The 4,261-nt window shown below is 67.4% G+C and carries 2 protein-coding genes and 1 pseudogene; 2 read left to right on the top strand and 1 reads right to left on the bottom strand.

Annotated elements, in window-relative coordinates; genetic code table 11:
• A pseudogene (locus DM816_RS40510) lies at nucleotides 1-350 on the bottom strand (hypothetical protein); the annotation flags it as partial.
• 381 nt (nucleotides 351-731) lie between these two features.
• Between DM816_RS40510 and uvrB the strand changes: the two are divergent.
• The gene (gene uvrB, locus DM816_RS40505; protein WP_117215753.1) at nucleotides 732-2,858 is read left to right on the top strand and encodes an excinuclease ABC subunit UvrB; all 2,127 of its coding nucleotides are present in this window, start codon (nucleotides 732-734) and stop codon (nucleotides 2,856-2,858) included.
• Between the two features lie 437 nt (nucleotides 2,859-3,295).
• The gene (locus tag DM816_RS40500; RefSeq protein WP_117215752.1) at nucleotides 3,296-4,144 is read left to right on the top strand and encodes a phosphatase PAP2 family protein; all 849 of its coding nucleotides are present in this window, start codon (nucleotides 3,296-3,298) and stop codon (nucleotides 4,142-4,144) included.
• The last annotated feature ends 117 nt before the right edge of the window (nucleotides 4,145-4,261 follow it).

Genomic DNA, 4,261 nt, shown 5'->3' with positions numbered 1-4,261 from the left:
GGCGGGGGTTGGGGTGGGGGCGGGCCGGGGTCGGTGTGGTCGGGGCGGACGGCGAGCACGCCCGGACGGGCCTGCACGAGCGCGATGGAATCGGCGTTGGTGACCGACAGGTACAGCAGGGAGCGCCTCCAGTCGATCCAGCCGTCGACCTTCGTCTGCCGGTCGGGTGGGCCGACCGTGCCGCTCACGCCGAGGCGAGCATCGGCGAAGTTGTGCACGCGCATGGAGGCGAGGCGCTGCAGCTCGGCCTCCTTGAGCGGGCGGTTCGGCCGGTCGTGGCTGGAAAGGCAGGAGACCAGGCCGCTGTTGAGGCCGAGGGTCAGGCCGCCGATCAGGACGGATGCGATCAAGAGCGTGACTACGGGCCGACGGCCGATGCTTAGTCCCACGGGGGATGCAACGCTCAGCCCGGCAGGTTGGATACGTTTCAGACCGCTTGCGGCGGGCCCGGCGCGATGGCACGGATCGCACTTAGTGCGCTCACCGATCCTGCGGTGGGGCGGATCGGGAGCTGCTACCTATGCGCCGATCGCTGGCCGGCCGGTGTGGAGGTCCGGCCGCGACCGTAACCATCGCGGGGCGACCGCCGCAAGCGGCCTACGATGAAACGGTAGCGCTTCTGAGAGATGCCACACAATCACTACATCGGAGTTGGTCACTCACCTACTGTCATCGGTGCTGGTCAAGCGCAATGTAGTGTCGATGTCATACGCACGAGTTAGGTTCTTGGCATGGCGTTGGACATCCCCCGGCTTGACGGCAAGTTTGAGGTCGTCAGCGAGTTCGTTCCGGCTGGTGATCAGCCGGCCGCGATCACTGAGCTGACGCGGCGGGTGCGCCGCGGTGATCGCCACACTGTGCTGCTCGGCGCGACCGGCACGGGCAAGTCGGCCACCACGGCGTGGCTGATCGAGCAGCTGCAGCGGCCGGCGCTGGTGCTTGCGCCCAACAAGACGCTGTGCGCCCAGTTGGCCAAGGAGTTCCGCGAGCTGTTGCCCAACAACGCGGTGGAATACTTCGTCAGCTACTACGACTACTACCAGCCCGAGGCATACATCCCGCAGACCGACACCTACATCGAGAAGGACTCGTCGATCAACGAGGAGGTCGAGCGGCTGCGCCACTCCACGACGATGTCCCTGCTCACGAGGCGCGACGTGGTGGTCGTGGCGACCGTGAGCGCGATCTACGGTTTGGGCACGCCGGAGGAATACCTCTCGCGCACGGTTCGGCTCAAGGTGGGCCAGGAGATCGAGCGCGATCTGCTGCTGCGCCGGCTGGTCGACATCCAATACACGCGCAACGACATCGCGTTCAGCCGGGGCACCTTCCGGGTGCGTGGAGACACGCTAGAGATCATCCCGGCCTACGAGGAGCTCGCGATCCGGATCGAGTTCTTCGGTGACGAGATCGACAAGCTGACCTACCTGCACCCGCTCACCGGTGACCCGGTGCGCGAGGTCGACCAGCTGCTCGTGTTCCCGGCGACGCACTACACGGCGGGGCCGGAGCGGATGGAGCGGGCGATCCGCGGCATCGAGGCGGAGCTGGCCGAGCGGCTCGCCGAGCTGGAGCAGCAGGGCAAACTCCTTGAAGCGCAACGGCTTCGCATGCGCACGACCTACGACGTCGAGATGATGCGCCAGGTGGGCTTCTGCTCGGGCATCGAAAACTACTCCCGCCACATCGACGGGCGTGAGGCGGGCAGCCCACCGCACTGTCTGCTCGACTACTTCCCCGACGACTTCGTCACGGTCATCGACGAGTCGCATGTGACGATCCCGCAGATCGGCGGGATGTATGAGGGCGACGCCTCGCGCAAGCGCATCCTCGTGGAGCATGGGTTCCGGTTGCCGAGCGCGCAGGACAACCGGCCGCTGCGCTTCGACGAGTTCCTGGAGCGCGTGGGGCAGATGGTGTTCCTGTCGGCGACGCCCGGGCCGTGGGAGTTGCAGCAGGCCGGGGGCGAGTTCGTCGAGCAGGTGATCCGCCCGACCGGTCTGGTCGACCCGCAGGTCGTGGTCAAGCCGACCAAGGGCCAGATCGACGATCTCATGCACGAGATCCGGCTGCGCACCGAGCGCGACGAGCGGGTGCTGGTCACCACGCTGACCAAGAAGATGGCCGAAGACCTGACCGACTACCTGCTCGAAAACGGCTTCCGCGTGCGTTACCTGCACTCCGAGGTCGACACGCTGCGCCGGGTCGAGCTGCTCAAGGAGCTGCGCAAGGGCGACTATGACGTGCTGGTCGGCATCAACCTGCTGCGTGAGGGCCTCGACCTGCCCGAGGTCTCGTTGGTGTCCATTTTGGACGCCGACAAGGAGGGCTTCCTGCGCTCCGGCCGCTCGCTCATTCAGACCATCGGGCGTGCGGCGCGAAACGTCTCCGGTGAAGTCCATATGTATGCCGACAAGATGACCCCCTCGATGGAGGAGGCCATCGACGAGACCAACCGGCGCCGGGCCAAGCAGGTCGCACACAACGAGGCCCACGGCGTCGATCCGCAACCGTTGCGCAAGAAGATCCACGACATTCTCGACGACATCTATCGCGAGGCCGAAGACACCGTGGGCGCGCTCGCCGGGCACGGGCCGGGCGGCGCCATCATCGGCGGCTCCGGACGCCAGATGTCGCGCGGCAAGGCACCCACGCCGGAGACGCGATCGCGCAGCCGCGGGCGTATCGAGACCCAGACCGAGGGCATGGCCAAGGCAGAGCTCGGCAAGCTCATCGAGGAGCTGACGGAGCAGATGCTCGCGGCAGCCGGCGAACTGCAGTTCGAACTCGCGGCCCGCATCCGCGACGAGATTTCGGAGCTGAAGAAGGAACTGCGCCAGATGAACGCCGGCGCCTGACCCGGGACGCACCAGCACCGCGGAGCGCCCGCAGGCTGGGGCCGTTCGCAGGCAGGGCCGGTCGGCGCACCGGTGTAAGCGCCGCGCCCTGCGAAGCGTTTCCGCAGCTTCCGGCGCTCGGGTGAAACGCGAACACGAAGATCCTCTGACACTCCCACAGGCATGGTTTGTCGCCTCGGCCCGCGATGGGCGAGCCCGGCTGGTCCGGGCCGTGCTCGGTCCGCGCAGGGCCTGCCTCGCTGATCCGTGCGGGCTCGGTTTGCGGGCTCGGCTCGGCCGGTGACGTAGTCGGCAATCGGCGCGTGGACGGCGGTCCTATTGCGACACACCGGGGTTATGTGGGCGGTGTGGTGAGGTGCTGGTCGATGGGGTGGGTAAAGGCATAAAGTGCCCATTGGCGCGGGGGTGGGACTGCTGTGCGGCGATAGGTTGTGTCGATGCGTTGGAACCCGCTGATGGGGCTGATAGTGGCCGTGGTGATGGCGGCAATGGCGTACGGGGCGATTCGTGCCACGCGGCCGGTGCTGCTCAGGTTGCGGCATGCGCCACTGGTAAGCACGGTAGGCCGGCGTGGGCGGGCGGGATGGGAGTGGCTGACCGCCCGGGCCACGACGCAGGCCCTGATTTTGGCGGCGGGCGCGGCAACCGTGTTCATGCTTGGTTCGATCTTCGTGGAGATTCTGGACGCGGTGGTCGATCAGGACGATCTGACGGTGGTGGACCGGCCGGTGGTGCAGTGGCTTGCCGAGCGCCGGATGCCGGGGTTGACCAGTGTGCAGGTCGCGATCACGGATATGGGCGGGATCCTCACGATGTCGATCCTGCTCCTGCTCACGGTCACGCTGGTGTCGTTCCGGGCGAGGCGGTGGCAGCCGTTGCTCCTGACCGTCGTGGCGGTGGGCGGAATCCAGTTGCTGGTGTACACGATCAAGGTGTTGATCGCGCGGGATCGGCCGAACCCGGCGGGGCAACTCGTTGCCGTGGGCGGGTTTTCGTTCCCGTCGGGGCATGCGGCCGGTTCGCTGGTCGGATTCGCCATGATTGCGTGGCTGATCTGCACGCTGACGGACCGCCGCAACGTTTGGGCGACGGCGTGGCTCACGGCGCTGTTGATGGCGGTGGCGGTGGGCGCGTCACGGGTGTATCTGGGCGTGCATTACCCGAGCGATGTGCTGGGCGGGTGGGTGCTCGGCATGACGTGGCTGGCGACCGTTGCGGTGGCGGTCCGGATCTGGCCGACGAAGCCGGTGGGAGGGGGAGCGCCTCGGGAGCCGGTGGGAGGGTAGGGCTCGTGAGGTGTGGCTGGCGAGTGTCGGTGGTGGGGGCGCCTCGGGAGCCGGTGGGAGGGTAGGGCTCGTGAGGTGTGGCTGGCGAGTGTCGGTGGTGGGGGAGCGCCCCCGAAG

The sequence above is a fragment of the Allorhizocola rhizosphaerae genome (genome assembly GCF_003426775.1).
Classification (GTDB): domain Bacteria; phylum Actinomycetota; class Actinomycetes; order Mycobacteriales; family Micromonosporaceae; genus Allorhizocola; species Allorhizocola rhizosphaerae.
The sequence above is the reverse complement of the archived record's forward strand: the minus strand, read 5'-3'. Positions and strand labels throughout refer to the sequence as shown.